General features: G+C 70.5%; 22 protein-coding genes. 19 read left to right on the forward strand and 3 right to left on the reverse strand.

Going from position 1 to position 26,375, the window contains the following annotated elements; translation table 11 throughout:
* Nucleotides 1-414 precede the first annotated feature (414 nt).
* The 17 genes from ABZU52_RS12900 to ABZU52_RS12980 all read left to right on the forward strand — a co-directional run bounded on the left by ABZU52_RS12900 (nt 415) and on the right by ABZU52_RS12980 (nt 19,577).
* A complete protein-coding gene (locus ABZU52_RS12900) occupies nt 415-1,107 on the forward strand; it encodes a hypothetical protein (RefSeq protein WP_354971279.1) in 693 nt (230 codons plus the stop codon).
* Between the two features lie 148 nt (nt 1,108-1,255).
* Nucleotides 1,256-1,720 carry a DUF948 domain-containing protein gene (locus ABZU52_RS12905; RefSeq protein ID WP_354971229.1) on the forward strand — a complete coding sequence of 155 codons (465 nt, stop codon included), beginning with the start codon at nt 1,256-1,258 and terminating at the stop codon, nt 1,718-1,720.
* A 29-nt stretch (nt 1,721-1,749) separates the two neighbouring features.
* Nucleotides 1,750-2,055 (forward strand): hypothetical protein, encoded by a 306-nt coding sequence (locus tag ABZU52_RS12910; RefSeq protein ID WP_354971230.1) that lies wholly within the window; start codon nt 1,750-1,752, stop codon nt 2,053-2,055.
* Entirely contained in the window at nt 2,052-4,730 is a 2,679-nt protein-coding gene (alaS, locus tag ABZU52_RS12915; RefSeq protein WP_354971231.1) for an alanine--tRNA ligase, read from the forward strand. Before ABZU52_RS12910 ends, alaS begins: the two co-directional genes overlap by 4 nt.
* 72 nt (nt 4,731-4,802) lie before the next feature.
* On the forward strand, nt 4,803-5,261 hold the full coding sequence (gene ruvX / locus ABZU52_RS12920) for a Holliday junction resolvase RuvX (protein WP_112677948.1): 459 nt from the start codon (nt 4,803-4,805) through the stop codon (nt 5,259-5,261).
* Nucleotides 5,261-6,454 (forward strand): endolytic transglycosylase MltG, encoded by a 1,194-nt coding sequence (gene mltG / locus ABZU52_RS12925; protein ID WP_354971232.1) that lies wholly within the window; start codon nt 5,261-5,263, stop codon nt 6,452-6,454. The genes ruvX and mltG overlap by 1 nt, the downstream gene beginning before the upstream one ends.
* Nucleotides 6,454-7,278, forward strand: a complete 825-nt coding sequence (locus ABZU52_RS12930; RefSeq protein WP_354971233.1) for a shikimate dehydrogenase — start codon at nt 6,454-6,456, stop codon at nt 7,276-7,278. Before mltG ends, ABZU52_RS12930 begins: the two co-directional genes overlap by 1 nt.
* 130 nt (nt 7,279-7,408) lie before the next feature.
* Nucleotides 7,409-8,239, forward strand: coding sequence for a phosphatase PAP2 family protein (locus ABZU52_RS12935; RefSeq protein ID WP_354971234.1), 831 nt, complete (start codon nt 7,409-7,411; stop codon nt 8,237-8,239).
* 240 nt (nt 8,240-8,479) lie between these two features.
* Nucleotides 8,480-10,393, forward strand: coding sequence for a hypothetical protein (locus ABZU52_RS12940; RefSeq protein ID WP_354971280.1), 1,914 nt, complete (start codon nt 8,480-8,482; stop codon nt 10,391-10,393).
* 150 nt (nt 10,394-10,543) lie between these two features.
* Entirely contained in the window at nt 10,544-12,199 is a 1,656-nt protein-coding gene (locus ABZU52_RS12945) for a lipopolysaccharide biosynthesis protein (RefSeq protein ID WP_354971235.1), read from the forward strand.
* Nucleotides 12,200-12,201: 2 nt separating this feature from the next.
* The gene (locus tag ABZU52_RS12950) at nt 12,202-13,551 is read left to right on the forward strand and encodes an O-antigen ligase domain-containing protein (RefSeq protein ID WP_354971236.1); all 1,350 of its coding nucleotides are present in this window, start codon (nt 12,202-12,204) and stop codon (nt 13,549-13,551) included.
* Nucleotides 13,548-15,143 carry a lipopolysaccharide biosynthesis protein gene (locus tag ABZU52_RS12955; RefSeq protein WP_354971237.1) on the forward strand — a complete coding sequence of 532 codons (1,596 nt, stop codon included), beginning with the start codon at nt 13,548-13,550 and terminating at the stop codon, nt 15,141-15,143. Before ABZU52_RS12950 ends, ABZU52_RS12955 begins: the two co-directional genes overlap by 4 nt.
* A gap of 5 nt (nt 15,144-15,148) precedes the next feature.
* Complete coding sequence (locus ABZU52_RS12960; protein ID WP_354971238.1) at nt 15,149-16,051, forward strand: sulfotransferase domain-containing protein; 903 nt, start codon at nt 15,149-15,151, stop codon at nt 16,049-16,051.
* Nucleotides 16,048-17,310 (forward strand): hypothetical protein, encoded by a 1,263-nt coding sequence (locus ABZU52_RS12965; protein ID WP_354971239.1) that lies wholly within the window; start codon nt 16,048-16,050, stop codon nt 17,308-17,310. The genes ABZU52_RS12960 and ABZU52_RS12965 overlap by 4 nt, the downstream gene beginning before the upstream one ends.
* A 181-nt stretch (nt 17,311-17,491) precedes the next feature.
* Nucleotides 17,492-17,974 carry a UDP-N-acetylglucosamine--LPS N-acetylglucosamine transferase gene (locus ABZU52_RS12970; RefSeq protein ID WP_354971240.1) on the forward strand — a complete coding sequence of 161 codons (483 nt, stop codon included), beginning with the start codon at nt 17,492-17,494 and terminating at the stop codon, nt 17,972-17,974.
* A 74-nt stretch (nt 17,975-18,048) separates the two neighbouring features.
* Entirely contained in the window at nt 18,049-18,660 is a 612-nt protein-coding gene (locus ABZU52_RS12975) for a glycosyltransferase (RefSeq protein ID WP_354971281.1), read from the forward strand.
* Entirely contained in the window at nt 18,657-19,577 is a 921-nt protein-coding gene (locus ABZU52_RS12980) for a glycosyltransferase family A protein (RefSeq protein WP_354971241.1), read from the forward strand. Before ABZU52_RS12975 ends, ABZU52_RS12980 begins: the two co-directional genes overlap by 4 nt.
* A 542-nt stretch (nt 19,578-20,119) precedes the next feature.
* Here ABZU52_RS12980 and ABZU52_RS12985 read toward each other — a convergent pair.
* Entirely contained in the window at nt 20,120-21,190 is a 1,071-nt protein-coding gene (locus ABZU52_RS12985) for a glycosyltransferase family 2 protein (RefSeq protein WP_354971242.1), read from the reverse strand.
* Nucleotides 21,187-22,044 (reverse strand): WecB/TagA/CpsF family glycosyltransferase, encoded by an 858-nt coding sequence (locus ABZU52_RS12990; RefSeq protein ID WP_354971243.1) that lies wholly within the window; start codon nt 22,042-22,044, stop codon nt 21,187-21,189. Before ABZU52_RS12990 ends, ABZU52_RS12985 begins: the two co-directional genes overlap by 4 nt.
* Between ABZU52_RS12990 and ABZU52_RS12995 the strand changes: the two genes are divergently transcribed.
* Entirely contained in the window at nt 21,970-23,043 is a 1,074-nt protein-coding gene (locus tag ABZU52_RS12995) for a glycosyltransferase (protein ID WP_354971244.1), read from the forward strand. The genes ABZU52_RS12990 and ABZU52_RS12995 overlap by 75 nt on opposite strands.
* 261 nt (nt 23,044-23,304) lie before the next feature.
* Nucleotides 23,305-25,239, forward strand: coding sequence for a DUF4082 domain-containing protein (locus ABZU52_RS13000; protein ID WP_354971245.1), 1,935 nt, complete (start codon nt 23,305-23,307; stop codon nt 25,237-25,239).
* A gap of 87 nt (nt 25,240-25,326) precedes the next feature.
* Here ABZU52_RS13000 and ABZU52_RS13005 read toward each other — a convergent pair whose 3' ends face one another.
* Entirely contained in the window at nt 25,327-26,373 is a 1,047-nt protein-coding gene (locus ABZU52_RS13005) for a glycosyltransferase (RefSeq protein ID WP_354971246.1), read from the reverse strand.
* Nucleotides 26,374-26,375 lie beyond the last annotated feature (2 nt).

Consider the following 26,375-nt stretch of genomic DNA (forward strand, 5'->3'; position numbering starts at 1 on the left):
GCCGAGGCGGCACCCCGGGACGCGACCCGTCCGGACGGTCCGGCCCGTGCGGCGGTGCCGCCGCCGGGGGTGGATGGTCCGCCACGTTCGCGTCCGGACGGTCCGGCTCGCGCCGCTGTCCGCCCACCGGGCGGGCCGCCGTCCACCGATAACCGGACGACCGGTGAACCGGGGCCGGCCGGGCCGGCCCGTGGTGCCCCGCCGGCCGGGCGACCCGCGCCGGCCGACCGTGCCGCCGGACGTGCCCTGCCCCCGCATCGTGAGTCCGGTCGCGCCGAGCCGAGCGGTGTCGCGCCCGTGCCGCCGCCCGGACGGGCCGGCGAGCCCGTCGGCGTGGCCCGCGTCGCCGCCGTGGTGCCCTCCGCGTCCGGCCCGGTCGACCGGCCGGCACCGGAGCCCTCCGACGGGCCGGCGCTGCGCGCTGCCGGGCAGGGCACGCCGGACGACGATGCCGCGCCGGGTGCCCGGTCCGAGGAACGCCGGCAGACCCGGGAACGACGTCGCCTGCGCGCGGCGGTGTTGGCGCTGGTCAGCATCGTGCTGCTCGGCGCGGTGCCGCTCTTCTTCGGCATCCGGACGCTGAGCCGGGACCCGGTCTTCGACAACCTGGACCAGCTCGGCGTGCCCGGCTGGGCGGCCGCGAAGACGGTCGACGACGTCAGCGGCAGCCGGTGGTGCCTGCTCGATTGCCGGCTGCGTGAGCGCACCGTGACCTCGGAGAGGGCGCCCGAGGAGACGGCGAAGGTCTACGAGGACGCGCTGCGCCAGGACGGGTGGCGGCCGTGGAAGGTGAGCCGCTGCCCGGAGCAGCAGACGAAGGGCAGCTACACCTGCTGGCGTCGCGACGAGTTGACCCTCGACCTGTGGGTGCGCGAGCCGACCTGTGTGCCGCCGCCGGTGGACGGCGAGCCGGCCGTGCCGTCCGCCGACCCGTCGGCCGCTGCGACCGAGTGCACCGGCTCGTTGGTGTCGGTAAAGGTGCGCAATGCGATCGACGACGAGCGGACGAGGCCGCAGCCGACCACCGACCCGTCACTGACCGGTGAGGATCCGTTCCCCACGGTCAGTGCGGACCCGTTGGGAGAGCTGACCCCCTCACCGTCCTGAGCCGGTCTCCATCACGGACGGTAGGGTCTGGGGCTGGCGGCACGCCCGCTTCCGGTGACCGCCGACGGCTCGGCGGCCGGCACGGGGGCCATCGTTGTGCGTTCCCAGGACGTCGGGTCCTGCGGAATTCTGTTTGAGGAGGACAGGCATGGGCGACATTGGAGCGATCGCGGCACTGATCGCGGCATCCGCGTTCGCGGTGCTGGTGCTCATCCTGATGCTGCCCATCCTGCGGCTGCGGCACACGGTTGACGCCACCACCCGCATGATCAACGACCTCAACGATCGGACCGCACCGCTGCTCGGCGACGTGAACACCACGGTGAAGAACGTCAACACCGCGCTGGAACAGGTGCAGACCTCGCTCGACGGGGTGAACCTCCAGCTGGCCAAGGTCGACACCATGACCAGCCACGCGCAGAACGTCACCGCCAACATCGCCAACCTGGCCACCGTGGTCTCCGCCGCGGCCGCCAACCCCCTGGTCAAGGTGGCCGCGTTCGGCTACGGCGTGCGGAAGGCCGCCGCCGGTCGCCGGCACGCCGAGACCGAGCGCGAGGTACGCGACACCATCAAGCAGCAGCGACGCGCCGCGCGTCGCGCCAACAGCTGACCGGCCGGCGCACCAGGAGGTAGCGAGACATGAGGCGCTTGTTCTGGCTCGGCATCGGGGTGGCCGTCGGTGTGATCGTGGTCCGTAAGGCGACCCGGACCGCGCAGGCGTACACGCCGGCGGGCATCGCCAGCTCGCTGACGGAATCCGCTGGCGGGCTCGTCGAGTCGCTGCGTAGTTTCGTGGAGGACGTCCGAGTCGGGATGGCCGAACGCGAGCAGGAGATCCACCATGCGTTCGCCCACGGTGAGGCGTTCGACGATCAGTTCGCCGACCTGCGGGAAGACCCGCGAATCGGCGATCGAGAAATCTTTCCGGAGGAACACCAGCGATGAAGACGGCGGAGATCAAGCGGCGGTACCTCGCGCACTTCGAGGCGAATGGCCACACCGTGGTGCCGTCCGCTCCGCTGCCCGCCATCAGCGACCCGAACCTGCTGTTCGTCAACGCCGGTATGGTGCAGTTCGTCCCGTACTTCCTGGGTCAGCAGACTCCGCCGTACCAGCGGGCGGTCAGCGTGCAGAAGTGTCTGCGCACCCCGGACATCGACGAGGTCGGCAAGACCAGCCGGCACGGCACGTTCTTCCAGATGAACGGCAACTTCTCCTTCGGCGACTACTTCAAGGACGGCGCGATCCCGCTCGCGTGGGATCTGGTCACCAGGTCGCAGGCCGACGGTGGGTTCGGGCTGGACCCGGAGCGCATCTGGCCGACGGTCTACCTGGACGACGACGAGGCGTACGAGATCTGGCGGTCGGTGGGGGTGCCCGCCGAGCGGATCGTGCGTCGGGGCAAGGCGGACAACTTCTGGTCGATGGGGATTCCCGGGCCGTGCGGTCCGTGCTCCGAGCTGTTCTACGACCGGGGCCCGGAGTACGGCCGGGAGGGCGGTCCGGCGGTCGACGAGGACCGCTACATGGAGTTCTGGAACCTCGTGTTCATGCAGTTCGAGCGGGGTCCGGGCACCAGCAAGGAGGACTACCCAATCCTGGGTGACCTGCCGGCGAAGAACATCGACACCGGCATGGGCCTGGAGCGGATGGCCTCGATCCTGCAGGGTGTCGACAACCTCTACGAGATCGACGAGGTCCGGCCGATCCTGACCCGGGCGGCCGAGCTGACCGGCAAGCGCTACGGCGCGCATTCGGGTCACGTGGCCAGCGAGTCGCACCCGGACGACGTGCGGCTGCGGGTGATCGCCGACCACGTGCGGACCGCGCTGATGCTGATCGGCGACGGGGTGACCCCGTCCAACGAGGGTCGCGGGTACGTGCTGCGCCGGATCATGCGTCGGGCGATCCGGTCGATCCGGCTGCTGGGCTGGCAGGATCGGGCGCTGCCCGAGCTGTTGCCGGTGGCCCGGGACTGCATGGCGCCGTCGTACCCGGAGCTGGCGACCGACTTCGACCGGATCGCGGACTACGCGTACGCGGAGGAGGAGGCGTTCCTGTCCACCCTGCGGGCGGGGACGACGATCCTGGACACCGCGATCGCGGAGACTCGCACGGCGGGTGGCACGGCGCTGTCCGGGGCGAAGGCGTTCCAGCTGCACGACACGTACGGCTTCCCGATCGATCTGACCCTGGAGATCGCCGCCGAGCAGGGCCTCACCGTCGACGACGAGGGTTTCCGGCGGCTGATGGCCGACCAGCGGACCCGGGCGAAGGCGGACGCGCAGGCCCGCAAGACGGGGCACGTCGACCTGTCGGCGTACCGGTCGGTGCTCGACGCGGGTGGGCCGGTGACGTTCACCGGGTACAGCGAGGTGTCCCGCGAGTCGACGGTGCGGGCGCTGCTCGGCGCCGACGGCCCGCGCCAGGCGGCGACCGAGGGCGACACCATCGAGCTGGTGCTGGACACCACCCCGTTCTACGCCGAGGGCGGTGGCCAGCAGCCCGACCAGGGCATGATCACGGTTGGTGGCGGGCAGGTCGAGGTGCTCGACGTGCAGCAGCCGGTGCCCGGCCTGATCGTGCACCGCGCCCGGGTGATCCGGGGCGAGGTACGCGCCGGTGAGGCCGGCTTCGCCGAGATCGACACGACCCGGCGTCGGGCGATCTCCCGCTCGCACACCGCCACCCACCTGGTGCACCAGACCATGCGGAACTTCCTCGGTGAGTCGGCCACGCAGGCCGGGTCGCTGAACGCCCCCGGTCGGCTCCGGTTCGACTTCAACACCCCGACCGGGGTGTCGCCGAGCGTCCTGCGTGACGTGGAGCAGCAGGTCAACGAGGTGCTCCTGGCCGACCTGGAGGTGCACGCCTTCATCACCTCGTTGGAGGAGGCGCGGCGGATCGGCGCGATGGCGCTCTTCGGTGAGAAGTACGGCGAGGAGGTGCGGGTCGTCGAGGTGGGTGACTACGCCCGGGAGTTGTGCGGCGGCACGCACGTGGCCCGCTCGGCCCAGCTCGGCCTCGTGAAGATCCTCTCCGAGTCGTCGATCGGCTCCGGTGTACGCCGGGTCGAGGCGCTGGTCGGCATGGACGCCTTCGGCTTCCTGGCCAAGGAGCACCTGCTGGTCTCCCGGCTGGCCGAGCTGTACCGGGTACCCAACGATCAGGTCGCCGACCGGGTGGAGCAGACCGTCACCCAGCTCCGCGACGCGGAGAAGGAGCTGGAGAAGCTGCGCGCGCAGCTGGTGCTGGGGGGCGCGTCGGCGCTGGCGGCCCAGGCCAAGGACGTGCGCGGCGTCGCGTACGTGGGCACCGAGGCACCGGAGGGCGCGGCCGGGAACGACGTGCGCACCCTGGCCCAGGAGATCCGCGGCAAGATCGACCCGGCGCGGCCGGCGGTGGTCGCGGTGGCGGCCCGGTCGAACGGTAAGGCGTCCCTGGTGGTGGCGGTCAACGCGGCGGCGCGGAGCCGGGGCCTGGCCGCGTCGGACCTGGTGAAGGCGGCGTTCTCCGGGCGCGGCGGTGGCAGCCCCGACCTGGCTCAGGGCGGCGGTCTGCCCGCGGCCGAGGCGCCGAATCTGCTGCTCACCGTCGAGAAGGCGATCACTGAGGCGTGATGGATCATCACTGTGTGTCAGGGCGGGCCATGTGGTCCGCCCTGGTTCACGCCGGGTCGGTGGTGACCCGCGGTGGCTGAGCTGACGCGCGGTGTGCGGATCGGTGTGGATGTCGGTCAGGTGCGGGTGGGTGTCTCCCGCTCGGATCCGGACGGGATCTTGGCAACGCCGCTGGTCACCCTGGCCCGCGATCTCACGGCGGCGCCGGACGCGGTGCCGAGCGACCTCGCCGAGCTGGCCGCGTTGGTGGCCGAGCACGAGGCCGTCGGGGTTGTCGTCGGCCTTCCGGTCAATCTCGCTGGTAAGCACGGCCCTGCGGCTGTCCATGTGAAGGCGTACGCTGACCGACTGGTCGATGTGATAGCGCCCGTCCCGGTAACGCTCACTGACGAGAGGATGTCGACCGTGGTCGCTTCTCGTAGGCTTGCCGAGCGTGGCGTCCGAGGTAAACGTCAACGTGCGGTTGTCGATCAGGCGGCCGCGGTGGAGATCCTGCAGAGCTGGCTGGACGCGCAGCGGAGGCGGACGTAATGATCGACGATCTGGACCTTGGGTTCGATGAGGCGGAGCGGGGGGAGAAGGGTCGGCACCGGCGCGGCTTCCGCAAGCGCAAGGGCGGATCGGGCGGCGGCCGGGGCAAGACGGTCCTGGCTCTGCTGATGGCTCTTCTCCTGTTGGGCGGCATCGGCGGCGGCGCGTTCTACGGCTTCGACCGCATCCAGAACTACTTCGTCACCCCCGACTACGACGGCAGCGGGGCCGGTGAGATCACCGTCGAGATCAAGAACGGTGCGCTGCTCGCCGACATGGCCGACGCCCTGGTGGCGGCTGACGTGGTGAAGAGCCAGAAGGCTTTCATCGAGGCGGCCGAGGCCAACTCGCGCAGCAAGAACATCCAGCCGGGCACGTACAAGCTGCGCAAGCAGATGAGCGGCGCGAGCGCCGTCACCGCGATGCTCGACCTGAAGAACAAGATCGTCAACGGGCTGACCATCCCCGAGGGCCGCACCAGCTTCAACATCTACAAGCTGCTCTCCGAGAAGACCAAGATCCCGGTGAAGGACTTCCAGGCCGCCGCTAAGGACCCGGAGGCGCTCGGCGTCCCGGACTGGTGGTTCAAGCGCGACGACGGCAAGAAGGTCGTCAAGTCCGTCGAGGGTTTCCTCTTCCCGGACACCTACGAGATCCCGCCGAAGGCCACCGCCGAGAGCATCCTCAAGCTGATGGTGACCCGCTTCCTCTCGGTGACCGGTGAGATGAAGTTCGCCGACCGGGTGCAGGAGGAGCGCAAGGTCAGCCCGTACGAGGCGCTGATCGTGGCCTCGCTGGCTCAGGCCGAGGCGGGCAACAAGGACGACCTGGGCAAGGTCGCCCGGGTGGCCTACAACCGGGCGTACGGTGAGTTCCCGTGCAACTGCCTGGAGATGGACGTCACTGTCAACTACTACCTGGAGTCGATCGGCAAGCCGACCAAGTCGTCCAAGCAGATGACGGCGGCCGAGCTGGACGACCCGAAGAACCCGTACAACCGCAAGCTGCCGGGCATGATCCCCACCCCGATCAACAACCCCGGCAAGGAGGCCCTGGAAGGGGCGATGGACACGCCGCCGGGTAAGTGGCTCTACTTCGTGGCGATCGACGACAAGGGCCACTCCGCGTTCGCCGAGACGTACGAGCAGCACAAGCGCAATGAGAACAAGGCCAAGGAGGCCGGGATCATCTGATGGCGCTCCGACGGCGGGCCGCGGTGCTGGGCAAACCGATCGCGCACTCCCTCTCCCCGGTGATCCACACCGCCGGTTACGTCGCCGCCGGGCTGACCGGGTGGTCGTACACCCGGATCGAGTGCGCGGCGGCGGAGCTGCCGGATCTGGTCGCCGGCCTGGGCCCGGAGTGGGCCGGGTTGTCGGTGACCATGCCAGGCAAGGAGGCGGCACTCGCCGTGGCCGACGCCGCGTCGCCGGTCGCCGCCGCCGTCGGCGCGGCCAACACGTTGGTACGCCGACCGGACGGCTCGTGGTACGCGGACAACACCGATGTCGGTGGCATGGTGCAGGTGCTCACCGAGGCCGGCGTGACTGCCGGCGCCGCGGTGACGGTGCTCGGTGCCGGTGGCACGGCCCGCGCGGCGCTGGCCGCCGCCGCGCAGCTGGCCTGCTCGTCGGTGACGGTGGTGGCCCGACGCCCGGAGGCGGTCGAGGAGCTGCGTCCGGTGGCGGACGCGCTGGGTGTGGTGCTGACTCGCGCCGACTGGGCCGACGCGCCCCGGCCCCTCGCCGCCGCCGACGTGGTCGTCTCCACCGTGCCGAAGGGAGTTGCCGATCCGCTGGCCGGCGCGGTGGCCTGGCGGACGGGCGCGGTCCTCTTCGACGCGCTCTACGACCCGTGGCCCACGCCGCTGGCCGCCTCCGCCGCCGCGGCCGGCCTGCGGGTGGTGTCCGGTGTGGACCTGCTGTTGGCGCAGGCGGTCGGGCAGTTCGAGCAGTTCACCGGCGTGGTCGCGCCGGTCGAGGCGATGCGGGAAGCCCTGCTGGCAGCTCGCCGGTAAAGACCGGCGATGAACCACGACGCCTCGGCGGTGGCGGGCTTTGCTCGGGCCGGACAGGACCCGTACCTGCGGCAGCCCACCGGAGGCAGCCGCTGACGTTCACTGCGACGGTGGAGGAGGGCCGACGGCGATGGTGCTGATCTATGTCCTGGGGGCAGCGTCGGTGCTGGTGCCGGCCGTCCTGATCCCCGTGGTGGCGACCCGGTGGGCTCCGGCCGCACTGGAGAGCCGAGCGGCGGACCGGCTACGCGTCGCGGTGGCCGGGCTCACCGAGGCTGTCGGCCGAAACGGTGCCGCTCTCGTCGTCCTGCTTGCCGGGTCGGCGGCGGTGGTGACGGTCTGCTGGCCCCTCGGCGAGGTGCTGTCCAGACTGGAGCCGTCCGTCGATCACCCGGTCTTCGACTACGTGCACGCCCGCCGGGTCGCCGGGTGGGCCGACGTCAACTCGTTCGTCACGACGATCGGGGACCGGTACCCGCTCACGTGGGTGACGGTGGTCGCGGCGGTCGGCCTCGCCATCGCCTGGCGACGCCGTCGCTGGTGGATCCCGCTGCTCGTGATGCCGTCGCAGTTCGTTCTCGAGCAGTACATCCAGCAGATCCTGGCGCTGACCGTGAATCGGGGGCACCCGCCCACCGACGTCGGCACCTATCCCTCTGGCGGCTGCGCCCGCGTCATGCTCACCTTCGGCACCATCGCCGTGTTGGCGGGGCTGACCTGGAACGTCCCGCGACGCGGTCGAATCGCCATCGCGACCGCGCTGGGCGTGCTGGCCTGCGTGGAGGGTTACACCCGCATCTACGCCGAGAAGCACTGGCTCACGGACGTGGTCGGTGGCTGGATCTTCGGCGCTCTGCTGCTCGGCGTGCTGGTGCTGACGGTTCTCGTCGCCGAGGGGCGGGTGCGTCCACCCGTACGGTCCGCGAACGCGGCACCCGTCGGGCTCACGACCACCGCCTGACCCCTGCTGCCTCGCCGCTCAGCCATGGGTGCACGAGGTGTCTGACACCCGACAGCGAAACGGAGCGCCGTCGTCACGTTGAGCTAGCGACCGTCCAATCGGCGGATATCGCCAAGCGTGATCGGCAGGGCACGCTACGCAGGTTCTCGTCCAACTTGGAGGCGCAGCGTGCCCGAAGTTCCGCTCTCTCGGCGATCCGCAAGATTCCGTCTCCGCTCGGCGGCAGTCAGTCTGGTGATTCTGGCCGCAGTGTTGACGGCACCCTCCGCCACCTCGGCCGCCGTGGTGCCGGCTCCCGAGACGGCGAACCTGGTGTCGATCAATCCCGCTGACCACACCCCGCACGGCCGCGATGGCGAGACCCGCGCCTTCGCGCAGCTCGGCTCGCGGGTGTATGTGGGAGGCAGCTTCACCCAGATTCGGCAGACCGCCGCCGCGGCCTGGGTCAACCAGAGTTACCTGTTCGCGTACGACCGGTCCAGCGGAACCATTTCGACCACGTTCCTGCCGGCCCTCGACGGCCCGGTCAACACCCTGCTCGCCGGCCCGAACGGCACGCTCATCGTGGGCGGCGGGTTCAAGACCGTCAACGGCGTCTCCCGGAAGAACCTGGTCGCCCTGGACCCGACAACCGGGGCGACCATCGCCAGTTGGGTCGGTCGTTCGGACGGCGGCATGATCCGGGACATGGTGCTGCGCGGCAACTGGCTCTACGTCGCGGGCGCTTTCAACTGGTTGAACGGCGCCGCGCACTCCGGGCTGGGTCGACTCAATGCCACCACCGGTGCGATCGACCCGACGTTCACCATCAACGCCACGGTCGGGAGGCACGGCACCGGCTCCTACGGCTGGACGATCGATGTCACGCCGAACGGGCAGACCATGATCGCCGCCGGCAACTTCACCCTCGTGAACGGACTGCCCCGGAACCAGATGGCGATGATCGATCTCTCGGGCACACCGACGCTGCTGGATTGGAGCACCGAGAAGTTCGTCGCGCCGTGCGCGGCGCCCGAGACCTTCGTGCACTACGTCCAGGATGTGAAGTTCGGCGCGGACGGCAGTTGGTTCGTCGTTGGCACCAACGGCGGTGCCGGTTGGCCGGCGGCGTACTGCGACGCGCTGATCCGCTTCGAGACCGCGAACCGGGGTGGGGGTCAGCTCGGCACCTGGGTCGACTACACCGGCAACGACACCATCACCTCCGTCGAGGTGGCCGACAATGTCATCTACCTCGGCGGGCACTTCCGCTGGCTGAACAACCCGAACGCCACCGACGCGGCGGGCGACGGCGCGATCGACCGACTCGGCATCGCCGCCGTCACTCCGGCGACCGGCCTGCCGGTGGCCTGGAATCCCGGCCGTCGCGGCAGCGCGTCCATGCCGGCCGGCACGAGCACCTGGGGTTCGCAGGTCCCCGTGCTCTGGCGAGGTAGCGACGGGCTCTACTTCGGGCACAACTCCGACGGAATGGGCAGCGAGTACCACGGCCGGCTCGGCATGTTCCCGCTCGACGGCGGTCGCACCGTGGTCCCGAAGACGCCACCGACCGCGACCACCGGCAACCTCTACCTCGGCACCGGCGAGGGCCAACTGGCCAAGGCGTCGTTCAACGGTGTGAGTGTCGGTGCCCCCACCACGGTCAGCCAACCCAACTACACGAGTGCCGGTGCGACCTGGCGGGTGAGCGACCGCATCTACTGGGCGCACACCGTGGCCGGTGCCCCCACCGGCAGCCGGATCGACGTCTCGATGTTCAACGGCGGTGCCATCGGCGTCCCCTGGGAGTCGTCCGAATTCAACGACTGGTTCAACGCCGCGGGCATGACCGGGGCGTTCTACCTCGGCGGACGGTTGTACTACACCCGCAGCGGTGCCAACGCGCTCTACTACCGCTACTTCGAGATCGACGGCAACTACCTCGGCGCCACCGAGTTCGGCCTGCAGACCACGGGTGTCACCTGGTCCTCGGTGCGCGGCATGGCCTGGGTCGGCGGCCGGATCGTGTACGGCGGTAGCGACGGCACGTTGCGCAGCGTGCCGTTTGATCCCACGGCCGACCTGGCGGTCAACGGCGCGGCCAGCACGGTGATCGCACCGGCGAGCGGGGCACTGACCTGGTCCACGCCCCGGATCTTCTTCTCCGTGCAGTGACAGCGGCCCCCACCGTCACCGAAAATCGACAGATGACGATCGGGTCGGCGGCGGACCGGAACGGCGGCCCCGAAGCGTCCCGAGGGGATGTGTCACGCCTGTCGCAGGTGTCGACCCGTCCAGGCAACTCACGACAGACGGTGAGGTTCCATGGCTGATGCACCTCCCGGCTTCTGGTCCGCCGACGCACTCGGCGGTGGGGGCACGTCGGCCCGAACGCTCACCTTGACGGACCTGCTCCGCGTCCCGGCGCACCGGATCCGGCTGGTGGGGGCGGTCGCCGCCGTCGGTCTCCTCGCCGTCCTCGGGTACGTCATCCTCATGCCCAGCGCGGTCACCGCGAGCGCCGTGGTGGCGGTACGCCCGGTCGTCACCGACGCGTTCACCCCCAGCGGCGCCGCCGCCGACCGGGCGGTGAACATGAACGTGGAGAGCGGCATCGCCACCGGGACCGAGGTCGTGCAACGGCTCGCGGCCGAGGGTGGGGACCAGCGCGAGGTGCGCGACGCTCTCGACGTGGAGGTGCCTACCGGTGGGCAGATCCTCCGCTTCTCGTACACCGGTCGATCGGCCGACGACGCCGTACGCAACGTCAACCTCGCCGCGCAGACCTACCTCGACGTACGGCGGACGATGTACGAGAAGCAGCGAGCCGAGATGTTGAAGCGCTACGACGAGAGCATCGTGGAGGTGGACAGGCAGCGGCAGATTCTGCAGCGGCGAATCGTGAGCGCGCGGGATGGTTCGCTCGACGCCGCCATCGCCGAATTGGGCGGAACCAACAATCAGCTCACCCAGTTGAGGTCGGCGCGGACGGAGATTGCGGCGGTCGATGTCAATCCGGGGTGGATCACGCAGAGCGCGGAACGTGCTCTGGTCTCCTCCGGCCGGCACATCCTGCTCTCCGTGCTGGCCGGGCTTCTCGGCGGCGCACTGCTGGGCGTGGTGCTGGCGTTCGCCTTGGAGTCCGCGGATCGCCGGGTCCGATCGGTCCACGACGGACGTGACGTCACCGGCCTGCCGCTGCTCGGCACCGTGCGTGGCCGGCTGTCCGGCGGCGGGTTGTCCAGCGGCGGGTTGTTCGGCGGCCAACTGTCCGGCGGCCGACGGAAGGTGACGGACGCCGACATCCGGTATGTGGCGATGGCCATCGCCGAGCGGGTTCGCGAGCCGGCCCGGGTGGCGTTGCTGACCACGCGCGAGGACCCGAGCGCCATCACCGCCTCGCTGGCGGTCGCGCTCGCCGCGACCGGCCACGACGTCTATGTGGCCGACGACAGCGGCCGCCTGGACAGGTTGCGTGCGGCGGTGCTGGCGGACCGGGAACACCTGCCCGCAGCGGTCAGCCCGGCCCGTCCGCTCGTCCCGAAACCCCGGGGCGCCGATGCGGTCAGCGGCACGGGGGTCATCGGCCAGGTTCCCACCCGCCGTCCGTCTCCCTACCCGGTCGGCAGCCGTCCGTCGAAGGACCCGGACGTCACCCTGACCCTGCCGCGACCGAGTCTGAACACGACAGCGAACGGCATGGGTACGGGCGGGAACAACACCGACGAGGTGCCCGTGGGCGCCGGCGGAGTGCGTTTAGGCACCTGGCGGCAGCGCGTCACCACCGGGGTCGTGCTCTTCAACGCGCCACCCTCCGAGGCCGACGAGCGTGGCGTCGCGGTGGCCCGCCAGGGCACCGCAGTCATCGTTGTCGAACAGGACAGGACCCGCCACAGCGACCTGCGCCGGCTCGCGGAGCGGCTTCGTGCGGCTGGCGTCACCCCGTTGGGTTTCGTGCTCACCGGCAGCGGACGGGGCTGACGATGGCTGTCACCCTCGCCCTGGCGGTCAGCGAGCCGGAGGGGGAGGGTCCGTCGGCCAGCGCGGCGCCGCTGCCACCGCGGCTGCCCCGTTGGCCGCTCCTGATCATGTTCGGTCTGGTCCCGCTGTGGTGGTTGGCCGGCGCGTTCTACCTGATCTGGCCGCTGTGCGGCGCGGTGCTGCTGGCGTTGCTGATCGTCCGGGGGCGGGTGCCGCTGCCGCCGGCCACCGGCGTCTGGCTGCTGTTCCTGGCCCTGGTGCTCCTCAGCGCCACCCAACTGTCCTCGCCAGTTTCGCTGCTCCCCTTCGGTCTGCGGCTGGGCTACTACGTCACCGCTCTCGTGGTTGGCGGGTACGTGTACGTGTGTGTCAGGGAGCGAGCCGACCCCGCGGCGGCGCTCGTGCCGATCTGCGCGTTCTGGTTCGGCCTGGTCCTGCTGGGCTGGCTCGGTGTGCTGGCGCCGCGCTTCGCGCTGACCACCCCGACGGAGATGCTGCTCCCCGCCGGTCTGGCCAGCCACCCGTACGTGCAGGATCTGGTCCACATCAGCGCCACCGAGTACAGCGAACTGTCGCTCAACCCGATCTACCGTCCGGCGGCGCCGTTCCCGTACACCAACAACTACGGCAGCGCGTACGCGATGACGTTGCCCTGCGTCGTGGCGTACACCATGCTGCGCCGCCGTGGATTCCTCCGTTGGGCGCTGCTCGTGTCGCTGCCGTTGTCGCTGGCGCCGACCTTCCTCACCTTGAACCGGGTCATGTTCGTGAGTCTCGGCGTCGGCCTGGGCGTGCTCGGCGTGCGGGCCGTGCTGCGGGGAAACGTCCGGGTGGGCGCCTCCGTCGTCGGGGTCCTGGCCATCGGAGGGCTCGCCGCTCTGCTGATCCCGGTCGCCGAGTTGATCAACAATCGGGTCGAGTCGAGCGACACGAACACCGACCGACTCTCCCTCTACCTGGAGGTCATCCGCCGGATCGGGGATTCACCATGGCTCGGTTACGGTGCGCCCGTCAGCGTGGACACGGTCACGGCTGAGGTGCCCGTCGGCACCCAGGGGCAGCTCTGGATGGTGCTGTTCAGCCACGGCATACCGGCGTTGCTCTGCTTCCTCGCCTGGCTGGTGATCGTCGCGTTGAGGAGCGCGCGGGCCCGCTCGGCGCCCGGGCAGTGGCTGGCGGTGGTCCCGGTGATCTGCCTGGTGCAGGTTCCGTTCTACGGCATGGCCGACCCCACCATCACGATCGCCTTCTTCGGGGTCGCCGTCGCGATGGCGCTCGCCGAGCGGGAAGCAAGCCACCGGTGGGCTGACCGGGCACCTCCCTTGCGCCCGCGATGGGCCGGTGCGGGATGACGGCCGGCACCCACCCGGCCGTCGAATCCGGCCACGACGAGCCCTGGGTCGACGCCACGACCGCGGCCCGGCGCAGCGTCCGTACGGGTGTCGCGGGTCTGGCCGGAGCCGCCGCCAACGGTCTGCTCGGCTTCCTGCTGGTGGTCGTCATCACCCGCGGTTACGGCACGGTCGGCTCCGGGGTGTTCTTCACCGCGGTCGGCATCGTCACGGTCACCGCCGCTGTCTGCACCCTGGGTGCGGAGACCGGCCTCATCTGGATGCTGCCTCGCCGACGTCTCGGCGGGCGCGGCGACGCCGCCCGGGTGCTCCCGGTGGCCCTTCTGCCGCCGCTGGCGGTCGCGGTCGTGGTCGGCCTCGTCGGGGTCTTCGCGGCGGACGCGCTCGGGCCCCGCCTGCTGGGCGCGGGCGCTGGCGGTACGCCCCTGATCGCGACCAGCTTCGCGGCGGTGCCGCTGGTGGTGGCGATGACACTCCTGCTCGCCGTGGTGCGCTGCGTCCGTCCGATTCGGGCGTACGTCGGCGTGCAGTCCGTCCTGGTGCCGCTCGCCCGACCGGTGCTTGTCGGTGTGGCCGCCGTTGCCGGTGGCGGAGTGCTGCTCGGTCTGACCGGTTGGCTGGTTCCGGCGGCGCTCGCCGTCGGTGTCTGCCTGGGGCTGGTGACGGGTCCGCTCGGCGTCGGCCGGGGTGTGGCGCTGCGACCCGAGCGGGCCGACTGGTCGGCGTTCTGGAGGTTCGCGTTGCCCCGTGCCGCGTCCGCCGCGATCGACGCCGGCGCCGTCTGGGTGGGCGTCCTGCTCACCTCGGTGCTCGCCGGGCAGGCCGACGCTGGCGTCTTCGGCGCGGTCGGTCGCTACATCCTGGCCGGACAGTTGGCCATGCAGGGGCTGCGGGTCGCGGTGTCGCCGCAGTTGTCCCGGCTGCTGGGGCGCGGCGAACGGGCCGCCGCCGCGGCGGTGCACCGGCACCTGACCATCTGGGCGCTGGTGCTGTCGTGGCCGGTCTACCTGCTGCTCGCGGTGTTCGGGCTGGGGTTCCTTGAGCTCTTCGGGCCCGAGTTCACCGTCGGCGCCACCGCCATGACGGTGCTCGCCCTGGCCATGCTGGTCAACACCGGTGTGGGAAACGTGCAGAGCCTGCTGCTGATGGGCGGGCGCAGCGGGCTACACCTGACCGCGACGGTGATCGGGCTGCTGGTCACCGTCTCCCTCGGGCTGTGGCTGATCCCGGGGTACGGCGTGACCGGCGCGGCCGTCGCCTGGGCGGCCGGCATCGCCACCGAGAACCTGACCGCGTTCGGCTGCGCTCGGGCGGTGCTGGGTCAGCCGCTGGTCGACGCGGCGCTGGTGCGCGCGGCGGCCGGGGTGGTCGCCGGGGTGGGGGCCGCGGCCCTGGCCGGCGTGCTCGCGGGTGGCCGGGGGATCCCCGGCCTGGTGGTGGCGTTGAGCGTGCTGGCCGCCGGGTGCGTGGGTGTGGGGACGGTGCCCGACGTGCGACGGTTCGTCCGGGTGACCATGCGGCAACTCCGTGGCGACGTCGATGCGGCATCGGCTGCTGCCGGTGCCAGCTCGACGTCCTCGAAGGGCAGGTGAGAGTCGTGTCGTCCGTTCGCGACCGGGTGAAGCAGATCGTGCCGAGCCAGCTGACCGACCGGGTGAAGGACGCTCTGGTCGACTACGGCGTACGGACCAGTGATCGGCGGTCGTTGCCGGACTTTCTCATCATCGGCACCAAGCGGGGCGGCACCACCTCACTGTGGAACTACCTGATCCAGCACCCGCTGGTGCCGCGCCTCTTCCCCGCCTGGAACACCAAGGCCTCGCACTACTTCGAGGAGAACTGGCACCGGGGCGAGGCCTGGTACCGCTCGCACTTCCCGACGTCCCGGCAGCGGGCGACGCTGCAGGGGCGCCACGGCGGCCCGGTACGGGTTGGTGAGGCCGCTCCGCTCTACATGTTCCACCCGCTCGCCGCGCAGCGGGTCGCCGCGCTGATGCCCACGGTGCGGCTGATCGTGCTGCTGAGGGACCCGGTGGAGCGGGCGTACTCGCACTGGAAGGAACGGCGGACGCACGGCGTCGAGCCGCTGGACTTCGCCGCCGCGCTGGCCGCCGAGGAGGAGCGGACAGCGGGGGAACGGGAGCGACTGATCGTCGAGCCGGATTCCTTCAGCGAGCCCTACGACTGGTACACCTACCGTGCTCGGGGGCGCTACCTGGAGCACCTGGAGCCGTGGCTGGACCGGTTCCAGCGCGAGCGGATCCTGTTCCTCCCCAGCGAGGACCTCTACCGCGACGCCCGCGGCGCCTACCGCAGGACCCTGGACTTTCTGGGGTTGCCCGCGCACGACCTGCCCACCTTCAAGGTCTACAACGAGCGCCGCTCGGCCCCGCTGGATCCGGGGGTTCGAGCGGAGCTGATCGAGCACTACCGACCTCACAACGAGGCCCTGCGGCAGCGGCTGGGGTTGGATCTCGACTGGCCGGAACGGGCACCGTGACGGCGCGGGCCACCGTCTCCAGCGACCCTCGTGCTCGCGGCGACGGACTGGGCTGGGTCACCCGGGCGGTGTTCGGCGATGAGCGCATCGCACTCACAGTGAGCGGTCCACCGCCGCCCGGGCACCGCCCCGTCGCCCGGTACGCGGTCGTTCCGTCGCTGGCCCGGGCACGGTTCCTGCTGCCGCTCGACGCGCCGCGCGTCACGGCCGCCTCGCTGCTGGCGTACAACGCGTTGCGCCCGTGGCGAGTGCGGGCGTTGCGGGCCGCGCTGGGCGCGCTGGCCCGGGTGGGCGCGATCGACCTGGCACCGTTCCCCCGGCTCACCGTGTCGCTACCCGACGAGGTCGCGGCCGACGAGGTGCTGCTGACCGGGCGGCTGGGCGCCGCGCTCGGTGGGTCGGCCGTCTACGCGGCCTGCGGGGTTCGCTCGCCGGACCCGAACCACAAGCCGACCCTGCAACTGTTCGCGCCCGACGGTCGCGCCCTCGGGTACGCGAAGATCGGCTGGAACGGCGCCACCCGGGCACTCGTGACGGCCGAGGCGGCGGCCCTGCGTGGCCTGGCTACGGCGACCCGAGCGCCGGACCACCCGGCGGCGCCCCGACTGCTCGCCGAGACGGCCGTCGGCGGGCAGACGGTCGCGCTTGTCGAACCGCTGCCGCCGGCCGTGCGGGGGGTGGCGGTCGGCGCACCCCCGCGAATCGCCGCGCTGTTGGCGGTCGCCCGTCGGGGCGGCCCTGCGGAGCCACCGCGACAGTTGGCCGGGTCGCCGTTCCTGGTCCGGCTCACCGTCGAGGCGGAGCGTGCCGCCGCCAGCGCACCGGATGGCGGCCGGGCGGTCGCCGCCGTCGCCGCGTTGGTGCGCCGGCACGGTGGCACGGCCGTGGAGTTCGGGCACTGGCACGGCGACTGGGTGCCCTGGAACCTGGGTGTGCACGCTGGCCGCCTCGTGGCCTGGGACTGGGAACACAGTGGGCCGAGCGTTCCGCTCGGCTTCGATCTGGCCCACGACGCGTTCCAACGGGCCCTGGTACTCCGGGACGCGCCAGCCGCCGCGGCGGCCCTGGCCGTCGACACCCACCTGGACCGGTACGGCGCGGAGCTGGGGCTCGGGCCGGCCGCCCGACGGTTGGTGGCGGACGCCTACCTGCTGGAGATGTGGTTGCGTGTCTGGCGGCTGGCCGACGCCGGCGCGGGCTGGAACGCCGCGCTGCATCCGGCCCTGCTGGACGTCATCGAGAATCGACGCGCCGCCTGATCATTCGAGATCACCAATGTCTTGGTCACCATCGAGTTCGGACGATGAAAGCGATTCCACGCCATGGGGATCATTGATGTGAGTGATCGTGTTGACTCGGTCGCTCTATTCACCGACTGGGGACGTGTGATCTGCTGTTGCGGGGCTGCCGACGAAAATCCAAGCACTTGTGGGGAGTCGCGTGGACACGACAATCGAGGATGCCGACGGTCGTGGGGTCCTGCTCCTGGTGGGCTCCAGTGGCGGCCATCTGGCCCAACTGCTCGCTCTGCGTCCGTGGTACGAGACCTGGCGGCGTTGTTGGATCACCTTCGACACACCCGAGGCGGTCTCGCAGCTCGCCGGTGAGGAAATGGTCCCGGCATACCATCCGACGACCCGCGACGTGCCGAATCTGATGCGCAACACCGTCCTCGCCTGGCGGGTGCTGCGGTCGCGCCGGGTCGCCGCGGTGGTCACCACCGGAGCCGGAGTGGCCGTTCCGTTCGTGCTGCTGGCCTGGCTCTGGCGCGTCCCCACCGTCTACATCGAGGTGTACGACCGCATCGACACGGCGACCGTGACAGCCCGACTCTGTCGGCCGTTCCTGTCCGCGATGCTCGTGCAGTGGGATGAGCAGCGGCGGCAGTACCCGGAGGCCACCGTCGTGGGGCCCCTGTTGTGAGTGCTGAGAGCCTCGGCAACGTTCCCGCGCACCGGGTCGCGGCGGGTCGATCCCGACCGGCAACCAGCACCGGGCTGTTCCGACCGCGTCGCTGCGGTGACCTCGCCCGGGCCCGGGTGCTGGTCGCCGTCGGCACCGACACGCACCCGTTCGACCGCCTGATCCGCTGGCTGGAGGACTGGCACCGCGCCGTCGACGACGTCGGGTTGACGATCCAGCACGGACACACCCGGGCGCCCGCCATCCCCGGGGCGGTGACCTTCCTCGGTCACGGCGAACTCCAGACCGCGATGGCCGAGGCCGACCTGGTGGTCTGCCACGCCGGGCCCGCCACCATTCTGGAGGCACGCCGGCAGGGCCATCTGCCGATCGTCACCCCCCGTGACCCGGCCCGAGGCGAGCACGTCGACGACCACCAGCAGCTCTTCGCCCGTCGCTTGGGCGCAGCCGGCATGGTGGCGCTGGCCGAGACCCGCGAGGCGGTGATGGAGGCGCTCACCGAAGGGCTCGCCGACCCGTTCCGGTTCACCGTCACCGCGGACCCGGACGCGTCCGAGGCACGCCGGGCGGCGGTCGAGCAGGTCGGGCGGATCGTGGAGGAGTTGGTGGCCGCGTCGGCCGGACAGCGGCAGCGCGCGAGATGGTGGTCGTGGCTGCTGACGGGCCGGCACGGGGCGCGGCGATGACCGGACACCCTAGCGTGAGCACGGTCGTGCCCACCCGGGACCGTCCGGAACTGCTCCGGGCCGCGGTGCGGGCCATCCTCGACCAGGACTACTCCGGCCCGGTCGAGGTGGTGGTGGTCCACGACCGGTCGGAGGTGGATCTATCGCTGACGCGGCTGTCTCGGCGGGACCGCCAGGTCCGAGTGATCCCCAATCAGCGGACCCCGGGCCTGGCGGGGGCGCGCAACTCCGGGGTCCTCGCCGCCGTCGGGGAGTTCGTCGCATTCTGCGACGACGACGACGAGTGGCTGCCCGGCAAGCTGCGGGCCCAGATCGAGGCGCTCGCCGCCGCCCCCGACGCGGAGGTGATCAGCTGTGGTATTCGGGTCAGCTACGGCGGGAAGACCCACGACCGGGTGTTGACGCGGGACTCGGTCACCCTCGCCGACCTGCTGCGGGACAGGATGCCCGAGCTGCACCCGTCCACGTTCCTGATCCGCGCCGCCGCGCTGCGCGCCGGGTTCGGCCTGGTCGACGAGGAGATCCCCGGCAGCTACGCGGAGGACTACGATTTCCTGCTCCGCGCGGCGCGCAGTGCGCCGCTGGTCAACCTGTGCACACCGTACGTGCTGGTGCGCTGGCACAGACGGTCCTATTTCGCGCAGCGCTGGGACACCATCTCCGAGGCGTTGCAGTGGCTCTTGGAGCGCTACCCCGAGTTCGGGACCCAACCAGCCGGCGCGGCGCGGGTCTCGGGACAGATCGCCTTCGCCAACGCCGCCTCCGGCGACCGGCGGGCGGCGATGCGCTGGGCTCGGTACGCCCTCCGACGCAACCCGCGCGAGCCGCGCGCGTACCTCGCGCTCGCGGTGGCCGGGAGGGTGCTCAGTGCCGACACGGTGCTGCGCACGCTGCACAGGCGTGGCCGGGGCATCTGACCGAGGCAACTCCGGCGTCATCGACGCCATCAGCAGAGCGGAGGACACGTATCCGTGAAGCTCTACGCACTCAGGTTCCGTCTCACCGACCTCACTGGGCGCGAAACAGCGGGCGCTCGAATATTCCCCCGGCAAGTCCTACGAGGCGGCCATGGGGCAGGTTCCCGACGACACTGACCGACGATCGTCGGGTCGCCGGCACATCGGATATGTGATATGCAAACGGCATCATGCGGGGTTGCCGTGTCGCTTGTCGAACGCGTCACCGCTCGATTCACCTTCACGGTGCTGAGCCGCCCGCGATGACCCGCCCTCGGCTTATTGTCAACAATATGACTCTCGGTGAAATCACCGGACATCGAGCTGGCAGAGTAGACCGGTCGAGCCGCAAGTGCGTCATCGCCGCGGTTATCCCGAAAGGAATTCCACGGGCGTTGGCGGCAGCCGCTGCAGAAGTGCGAGACGGTTATTCGAATGGCGTTCGACGCCGGAGTGACGGAGTTGTCCAAGCGCAACCGCCGCCGCGGTTGAATGAATGCCCGTCAGCCGCCGGGTCGGCTTACTGCGCCGGCCCGGTCTGCCGCTGGGTCTGCGGCGTGGGTCGCGGGTCGGTCGACCGGCGGAGGTGGCACCGTCGGCTGCGGTGCCACAAGGTCGGGGTCCTGCGGCGGCCGGGGCTCGTCGATCTGCGGCCACCCGGCGGACCATACGTGGCGTTGCCGCCAGATGGAAACCCAGTCGACGCTACGGGACCGCTTCGAGGTGAGCAGTGTCGTGCCGACGGCCCGCAGCCCGACACCGGCGGCCAGCAGCCCGATGCCGAGCCGGGCCCGTGGCGGTGACCAGTGTCGGCGGACGTAGGTGGCCTTGCCCCGGAGGATCTTCATCCGCTGCCCCTCCGAACTCGACGAGGCGCCACCGACATGGATCACGGTGGCGTCCGGGTTGAGGATCGGTCGAGCGCCGAGAGCGGCGGCGCGGGCCGCCAGGTCGATGTCGTCGCTGTACAGGAAGAACTGCGGGTCGAAGCCGCCAAGCTCGCAGAACAGGTCACGCTCGATGAGCATGAGGCAGCCGGAGACCGCCGGTACCTCACGCACCGACTGTCGGTCGTAGCGAGGCAGGCCCTCGGGGTTGGCCCAGTGGTAGCGGGAGAAGACCGTCGACAGGCCGGTGGCGAAGGTGAAGTGGCTCCACAGGCTCGGCAGGCCCCAGCAGGAATATCCGTCGTCCGTGCCGTTGGCGTGCAACGTCCGCCCGGTGTAGATGCGGTGCTCGGGCTGACGCCGAGCGAAGGTGAGCAGGTCGGTGACCGGGCGTCCGACCGGGACGGTGTCCGGGTTGAGCAGCAGGAGATACTCCCCGTCGCTGGCGACCGCGCCCCGGTTGACACCACGGCCCCAGCCGACGTTCTCGGCCAGTCGGATCAGCCGCACCTCGGGGAAGCACTCGGCGATCGCCTCGGCGGAGTCGTCGTGCGAGGCGTTGTCGACGACGGTGATGTCGAACCGGACGTCCTCGGTGCGGCTGTCGGTGAGTTCCCGCAGGCAGCGCAGGGTCAGCTCGCGCGTGTTGTACGAGACGATGACGACCGAGACGTCGAGCCGGCTCAATGCGGCCCTCCGGCCTGGACCGGCTCGTCCGGCCCACCCGCGCCTCGGTCCTCGGGGGCTTCCGGCCCGAGGTGAAGCCGCTGTCGGGCACTCACCGCCAGCAGTTCCAGCGCGAACGGAAGGTCGTGTACGAGGTACCGGCGCATCAGCCGGGCCGGCTCGCTGGCCAGGCGATGTGTCCACTCGAGCCCGGACAGCTGCATCCACCGCGGAGCCCGTCGGTGCACGCCTGCCACGAACCCGATGGCCGCGCCGCAGCCCAGGAACCAGGAACGGGGCAGCAGGGGGCGGAGCCGGGCGATCACGCGTTCCTGTTTGGGAAAGCCGAGCCCGACGAACACCAGATCCGGTTGAGCCGCGGCCACTGTGGCGCAGACCTTCTCGAGCTGCTCCGGTTGGGTGTCGAAGCCGAACGGCGGGCTGAGGTGCCCGGCGATCCGCAGCCGCGGGATGCGGGACCGCATGACCTGCTCCGCGCGGCTCGGGGTGCTCGGCGCGCCGCCCATCAGATAGACCGAGCGGTCCTGCTCCGCCAGTGCGGCCGACAGGCTCCAGATCAGGTCCGAGCCCGCGACTCGGGCCGGTAGTGGCCGTCCGGCAAGGTGGCTGGCCCAGACCAGCGGTTTGCCGTCGGCCACGACAAGGTTCGCTGATTCGACATGCGCCCGTGATTCCCGATCTCGGCGAGTAAGTCGAAGGATGTCCACATTGGGGGTTACGATCTGTCCGCCCCGGCCTGCGGCAAGTTCGGTGACGACATGCTGAATCACGTCTTTCTCATGCAGTGGGTCGAAGTCGACCCCGTAGACGCTGACCCGGCTGCCGACCCGAGAACCGTGCACATAGGAGCGCATGGGAGAGTAATCTACCGACGTTGGGGGCGCAGACAAGGCATCAAACGGGCAGCATCTGTGGGCTTCCGCGGGAGACAGCCCTCGGCCATTCGACCGGTTGTTGATTCGCCTCCGGGCTGGCAGCATCGATGCGTGCGAATCAGCGTCATCATGCCCGCGTTCAATGAAGCGGCCGGGATCGGTGGCGTCCTGCGGCGCCTCCTTGAATCCCCGCAATTCGGCGCGGATATGGAGGTTGTCGTCGCCGCAAACGGATGCACCGACGATACTGCCGCGGTCGCCCGTTCTTATGGTGTACGCGTTTTGGAAATTCCCACGCCGTCCAAGGCTGCCGCAATGAACGCCGCCGGCCAGGCATCGAAAGGCGACGTTCTCATTTACGTGGACGCTGATGTGCCCGTCACGGCCGAAGTGTTGCGCCAGCTTGCCGCCACCGTCAGTCGGCCCGGGGTCGTCGCGGCGGTGCCCCGGCCACTGGTCGACACCTCGGGGAGCGCTTGGCCCGTCCGCGCCTACTACGCGATGAACGCCAGACTGCCGGTGTTTCGCAACCGCCTCTTCGGGCGCGGGGTCATCGCGCTCTCCGCCGAGGCGAGGTCCCGCTTCGATCGGATCCCCGAGATCACCGCCGACGACATGTTCCTCGACGCGGTGGTCGGCGCGGACGAGAAGGTGGAGATCGAGGCGGTGGTGCGCGTACGCGCCCCGCGCCGCACCGGGGATCTCATCCGCCGGGTGGCCCGCGCACGGGAGGGTAACGCGGAGTTCTGGCGCTTCGTCCGGTCGGCCCCACCGGAGTACGGACTGCCGGTCGACCCGGTGCCCGGTCCGAGTTCCTGGTCCTGGCTCCGGCACGTTCTGCTCCGGTCGCCCCGGCTGCTGCCGGCGGCGGCCTGCTACGTCGCGATCATCCTGCTGGCCGAGGCGAGGCGGCGATCTCCAGGGTGGAGCGTGCGCTCCGGTTGGGGGCGGAGGGAGTTTCCCCAGCTCAGGCGGTAGTTCCTCGGCGTTGATGTCGTTTTTGCCGGTGCGAGCAACGGAACGGCATTCCGGGCGATTGGGGTGCCTATTCTCAAGTAACCATTAAGTCTCACGGAGGGCCGTACCCGACAGGTTGCTGCTCCTCGTTAGCCCGGGCAGCGGCGGCTGGCCGGAACAGCGGTAGCTGTCCGCGTCAGACAATCGCACTGGGGAGGCGTATCCATCTCGATCAAACGGGGTGGCGGCGATAAGAGCTCCAACCCGAAAGGTGCCATTCTCGTGGAAAGCCAGCATCCTCCCGTTCCCCCGGCCCCCCGCCCGTCCGCCTCGCCGCCGGGGCGCCACCCACGTCGCGGGCGCTCGACCTTCACCATCGCCGCGGTCCTGGCCGTCCTGGCGTCGACAACGGTCGTCGCCGCCGACGCCGCGACCAGCCGATCCGCAACCTTCTCCTTCTTCGCCGGAGCCGACGTCTCCGGCGTGCCGACCGACCCTGACACCCAGTTCGTCGAGCTGGGCCTGCGCTTCACCTCGAGCAGCAACGGGACGTTGACGGCCGTCCGGTTCCTCAAGGCGAACGGCTCCGGACGCACGCACCCGGTCAACGTCTGGTCCGCGAGGGGCCAGAAGCTCGCCACCGCGACCTCGACCACCGAGTCGCCCTCGGGCTGGCAGGAGGTGAAGCTCCCGACGCCGGTCCGGATCGAGGCCGGCCAGGTGTACGTCGTCTCGTACCACACGGCTCGGTACCGGTCGACGCAGAACTTTTTCAATCGGACGGTGACCTCCGGCCCACTGAGCACCTCGGGCGTCGCGGGTGTCTACGCGTACGGTGCGGGCGGTTTCCCCACGTCGGACTACCAGGCCAGCAACTACTGGGTCGATGTCGTCTTCGCGCCGGCCGCGGGCAGCACGTCCGCCCCGACCACGTCGGCCCGTCCGAGCACCTCGCCGACCCGTACCCCGTCGGCGTCGCCGACGCGCACCCCGACGCCCGGTCCGACACCGACCACCACAGCCGCTCCGCTGGCGCTGCCCCGTGTTGCCTGGGAGGGTGGCCCCGCCTACTACGGGACGTTCCCGGTCGCGCGGGGAGCGGGCTGGACCAACCCGGCCTTCTTCCCGATCGGAGTGTGGCAGGAGAGCGTGATCGAGGCGCGGGACACCGCTCTGGACAAGAGCGCGGGCATCAACACGTACGTGGCGCCGACCGACAACAGCAACCTGCGGCTCATCGAGAGCGCCGGGATGAGCGTGATCGGGGGCAACAGCGGGCAGGTCGGGCCGTCGACGGTCGCCTGGTCACTGTCGGACGAGGTTGACATGTGGGGCGGCCCGGGCAGTTCCGCCTGGACCGGCAACCATCCCGGCCAGGGAGCGGTCTGCCAACCTGCCAATGGCCGCTGTGGATACACGGTCCAGGAAACGATGCTCAGGCGGTTCCCCGCCGACGGGCGGATGCGGTACGCCAACTACGGCAAGGGCGTCATGTTCTGGGAGACCGATGCCGAGGCGGGTCGCTTCGTCAACAGCTACACCAACGTGGTCTCCAACGACATCTACTGGTACACCGACCCCGGCGTCTGCGATTCCCCGTCTGAAGGGCCCGGCATCGGCGTCCGGCGGGAAGACTGCCGACGCGCCGCGAACTATGGCCGGACCATGGATCGGATGCGTCACCTCGACGGGGCCGACGGTAAGCGTCAGCCGATCTTCGCCTTCGTGGAGGTGGGGCATCCGTTCACCGAGGACAACGCACCGACCATCACCGGTGACCAGATCGCCGGCGCGGTGATGAACTCGCTGATCCACGAGGCTCGGGGCATCCAGTACTTCAACCACAACTTCGGTGGTTCCTGCCCCTCCCAGCACGTGCTGCGCGATCGGTGTGGCGCCGCGGTCCGGCCGGTGGTGACTGAGTTGAACCGGCGGGTGAGTTCCCTGGCGCCCGTGCTGAACACCCAGTCGTACGAGTGGCGGTTCAACCCGAACCTCGACACGATGCTCAAGGCGTACGGGAACTCGTACTACGTCTTCGCGATGCCGGGCCGGACCGGCGGCACCGGCTCCCAGACGCTGACGCTCCCGCCCGGAATGAGGGGGACGCGGGCCGAGGTGTTGTTCGAGAACCGGACGGTGCCGATCAGCGGCGGCGCGGTGCAGGATGCGTTCGCCCGGGAGTCCGCGTACCACATCTACAAGATCACGCCGTGACGCGCTGACGTGCCCACCCGGATTCCGGCCCCACCCCGGTGGGGCCGGAATCCCGCGGCCGGGGGAGCGGCGCGGCCACTGGTGAGGTCAGGGTCGGTGGCCGATCTCCTTGAAGAACGCCAGGATGCTGGCAGTTTCCCGTTCGGCCGAATACTCAGCCCGCACGTGCCGCGCCGCCTGCACGCCCCGCGACCAGCACCAGCCTGGTTGCTCGGCCTCCCGGGTCAGGCATTCCTCCAGCGCGCGGCCCATGGCGAGCAGGTCGCCGGTGGGCACCGGGTGGCTGAACGCGGGATCGAAGAACTCCCGGCCGCCGAAACCGTGGAAACCGACGACGTAGTTCCCGGACGCCATCGCCTCCACCGCCGGCAGCCCGAAACCCTCCTGGTAGCAGGAGCTCAGGAAGATCGTCGAGGCGCGTAGCCGGCGGGCGACCTCGTCCTGCGAGACGCCGTCCACCGCGTCGACGGTCCACCCGCCCAGTGCGCCGCGAGCCCGCAGCAGGTGCAGGACGTTCTCGGCGTCCGCCCGCCCGCGCCGGGGCAGGTAACTGATCACCCGTCCGTTCGGCCGGTCGGGAGGGCTGAACAGCGCCGCGTCGACGCTCAACCGAACCCGGTGGATCGGCCTGCGGAACGCGTACTCGAGGAGGTCCTGGCTGTGCTCCGAGACCACCATGACGCCGAGCAGACCGGGGCTGCCCAGATAGTGCCGCGTGACCAGTTCCGCGTCCACGTTCCAGGTGAGGTGCCCACTCTGGTTGAAGACGACGTGCCGTACGCTCGCCGGCAACCGGGGCAGTAGCCGGGCGTCGGTCTCCGGCACCACGAGGAGGTCGTCGGGTCCGAGTGGGCTGGACCGCACGTCGGTGATCCGGGTCCGGTTCGGGAACCAACTGCACCGGAAGCCGGGCCGCTCGTGCAGCACCGCAGCGGCGACCCCGGCCTCGTTGAGCACGTCGACGTGTCGATAGAGGGTGCGGATGCCGCCCGAGGGCTCGTTGTAGTCGCGGGCCAGGTAGTAAATGGTCGGCGCCCCGGAAGGCGTCTCCCGTAACCGGATCTTGGGCGGACCGTGCTGCCGGTACCGCTGATAGACCCGGTACGCCCGCCGCGCCTGCTGCTCAAGGCCCATCG

It is taken from the genome of Micromonospora sp. NPDC005220 (assembly GCF_040607895.1).
GTDB lineage: Bacteria > Actinomycetota > Actinomycetes > Mycobacteriales > Micromonosporaceae > Micromonospora.

Excerpts from the sequence above, each read along its gene's own strand:
- ABZU52_RS12930 (WP_354971233.1), top strand. The coding sequence starts at position 6,454 with ATGGCGCTCCGACGGCGGGCCGCGGTGCTGGGCAAACCGATCGCGCAC.
- ABZU52_RS12950 (WP_354971236.1), top strand. The coding sequence starts at position 12,202 with ATGGCTGTCACCCTCGCCCTGGCGGTCAGCGAGCCGGAGGGGGAGGGT.
- ABZU52_RS12955 (WP_354971237.1), top strand. The coding sequence starts at position 13,548 with ATGACGGCCGGCACCCACCCGGCCGTCGAATCCGGCCACGACGAGCCC.
- ABZU52_RS12910 (WP_354971230.1), top strand. The coding sequence starts at position 1,750 with ATGAGGCGCTTGTTCTGGCTCGGCATCGGGGTGGCCGTCGGTGTGATC.
- ABZU52_RS12945 (WP_354971235.1), top strand. The coding sequence starts at position 10,544 with ATGGCTGATGCACCTCCCGGCTTCTGGTCCGCCGACGCACTCGGCGGT.
- ABZU52_RS12935 (WP_354971234.1), top strand. The coding sequence starts at position 7,409 with ATGGTGCTGATCTATGTCCTGGGGGCAGCGTCGGTGCTGGTGCCGGCC.
- ABZU52_RS12905 (WP_354971229.1), top strand. The coding sequence starts at position 1,256 with ATGGGCGACATTGGAGCGATCGCGGCACTGATCGCGGCATCCGCGTTC.
- mltG (WP_354971232.1), top strand. The coding sequence starts at position 5,261 with ATGATCGACGATCTGGACCTTGGGTTCGATGAGGCGGAGCGGGGGGAG.
- ABZU52_RS13005 (WP_354971246.1), bottom strand. The coding sequence starts at position 26,373 with ATGGGCCTTGAGCAGCAGGCGCGGCGGGCGTACCGGGTCTATCAGCGG.
- ABZU52_RS12990 (WP_354971243.1), bottom strand. The coding sequence starts at position 22,044 with ATGCGCTCCTATGTGCACGGTTCTCGGGTCGGCAGCCGGGTCAGCGTC.
- ABZU52_RS12980 (WP_354971241.1), top strand. The coding sequence starts at position 18,657 with ATGACCGGACACCCTAGCGTGAGCACGGTCGTGCCCACCCGGGACCGT.
- alaS (WP_354971231.1), top strand. The coding sequence starts at position 2,052 with ATGAAGACGGCGGAGATCAAGCGGCGGTACCTCGCGCACTTCGAGGCG.
- ABZU52_RS12995 (WP_354971244.1), top strand. The coding sequence starts at position 21,970 with ATGCAGTGGGTCGAAGTCGACCCCGTAGACGCTGACCCGGCTGCCGAC.